Origin of the sequence: Bacteroides sp. CAG:189, from assembly GCF_000432295.1 — a bacterium.
GTDB lineage: Bacteria > Bacteroidota > Bacteroidia > Bacteroidales > Bacteroidaceae > Bacteroides > Bacteroides salyersiae.
This window is the reverse complement of record NZ_HF991084.1, coordinates 1-1,995: the sequence shown is the minus strand read 5'-3', so window position 1 is coordinate 1,995 and position 1,995 is coordinate 1. Positions and strand designations below refer to the sequence as shown.

General features: G+C 50.4%; 2 protein-coding genes and 2 pseudogenes. All 4 read right to left on the bottom strand.

Annotation, left to right across the window (positions count from 1 at the left end; translation table 11 throughout):
* Positions 1–544, bottom strand: a 544-nt coding sequence (locus QVP90_RS11890; protein ID WP_288204402.1) for an aldo/keto reductase, incomplete at its 3' end; no start/stop codon positions are given.
* A 103-nt stretch (positions 545–647) separates the two neighbouring features.
* A pseudogene (locus QVP90_RS11885) lies at positions 648–872 on the bottom strand (alpha/beta hydrolase); the annotation flags it as partial.
* A gap of 27 nt (positions 873–899) precedes the next feature.
* A pseudogene (locus tag QVP90_RS11880) lies at positions 900–1,148 on the bottom strand (5-amino-6-(5-phosphoribosylamino)uracil reductase); the annotation flags it as partial.
* 92 nt (positions 1,149–1,240) lie between these two features.
* Positions 1,241–1,995: aldo/keto reductase (locus QVP90_RS11875; protein ID WP_288204400.1), on the bottom strand; the 755-nt coding region annotated here is incomplete at its 5' end.

Here is a 1,995-nt window from a genome sequence, read left to right as displayed (position 1 = left end):
CCACCATCGAATAGATGTTCTGGACGGCAGACAAGGGAGTAACCTCATGCGCCGTCCGTATTTGGTCGGCCGATACTTGCGACAATCCCCAACCACGTATCAATCCCTCCTGAATAAGCCGCCCCATGACGGTTGCCACATCCTCAAGCCGGACCGTCTCATTGATGCGATGCAGGTAATACAGGTCGATATAATCCGTGCGAAGTCTGCTCATGGAATCTTCAAGATGCCGACGCACTTCCCGGTAGAGATTCGTCCCGTCCGGCTTCGGGAGTTCACCAATATGAAATTTGGTGGCGAGCACCACTTCCTTACGGAACGGCTCGACAGCTTTACCCACCAACTCCTCGTTATGTCCGGCATAGAATTGTTCTTTGCCATAGGCTTCCGCCGTATCAAAATGCGTGCAGCCGTAGTCATATGCCTTGCGGATTGCTTCTATGGCATACGCTTCGGGCGGCACTTGTCCGTAACCGTGGCTGAATCCCATACATCCCATTCCTATCGGAGATACTTCCAATTGTCCTAATTTTCTTTTATCCATATTGTTATTTTTTTTAGAGTAAGATTGTTGTTGAATTATTTTAACTCGGTTCATACCGTACATAGTGGATATTACCGTCGCTTTAATACGTGGATCAACCTCATTCGGCAAGCGTCTGGGCATAACGGCTTGACACTTGTTCTTTCACCACACCGTAAGGGTCACTGGCGGCAATGGCTGCCAGATGTCCTTGCGTATTTTTCGGCTTGTAAAGGTCTGCGGCAAGCGTAATGCCGTAGCGGTTGTGGAACGTGATTCTCGTATGTTCCACCTTATCGCTCTACGGAAAGGTCTTATCTCATTCCTGCGTCAATTCCAATGGTTTCATACCGGTTGAATTTATATATTTTGTTGTTGTCGTTTTTTGTGCCTTACTGGCGACATATACGGATTTATGACCTATCGGAGTTCCCTCCATGGGGGTACTTTCCTCTTTGACGGCGGAACATTCGAGTGCGGTAGTTATCCGTCCTGACAGTTTCGAGCAAGGCCCCAGTTTTTCCAAGGCTATGTAATACTCATCCGTACTCAGTTGCCCGACCATCGGGCAGTCGATGCGGCCATCGACCGAAGTCATCATGTGACTGATTATATATGGTCTCATATTCTTGGTTTTTATTTATAATGCAAAAGTAAGGCAGCTTCTTCGCTCTGCCGGTAGACAAATTACGGATTATACTACCATTTACTGATTCCTTATCGGCCTACTTGACGTTGCTGTTCGGCATTGTACCGGTCTCCCACAACGGGCATAGCAGCCACGGTATCCTCCAGTTCTTTCCACTCCTCGGAGCTGATGTTGAAGTCGAGTGTGCGCAGGTTCTCCTCCAGGTGAGACAGTTTTGTTGTTCCCGGAATCGGTACGATCCATGGTGCTTTCTGAAGTAGCCAGCCAAGAGCCACCTGCGCCGAGGTCATGCCCCGTGTGCGACCAAAAGTTTGCAGTGCATTTACAATGCGGGTATTCGCACGCATCGCTTCCGGCTGGAAGACCTGACGTTGCTGTTCGGCATTGTACCGGTCTCCCACAACGGGAATAGCAGCCACGGTATCCTCCAGTTCTTTCCAATCCCCGGAGCTGATGTTGAAGTCGAGTGTGCGCAGGTTTTCCTCCAGATGAGACAGTTTTGTCGTTCCCGGAATCGGTACGATCCACGGTGCTTTCTGAAGCAACCAGCCAAGAGCCACCTGTGCCGAGGTCATGCCCCGTGTGCGCCCGAAAGCTTGCAGCGCATTTACAATGTGGGTATTCGCACGCATCGCTTCCGGCTGGAAACGCGGCAGGGTCTGACGGTTGTCGTTGTTTACATCGAAGACCGTGTATTCGTTGATGCAGCCTCCCAAAAATCCACGGTTGATTGGGCTGTATGGTACAAAGCCGATACCCAACTCCCGGCATACATCGAGAACACCGTTCTCTTCCACCAGGCGGTGCATCAGATGGTACTCGC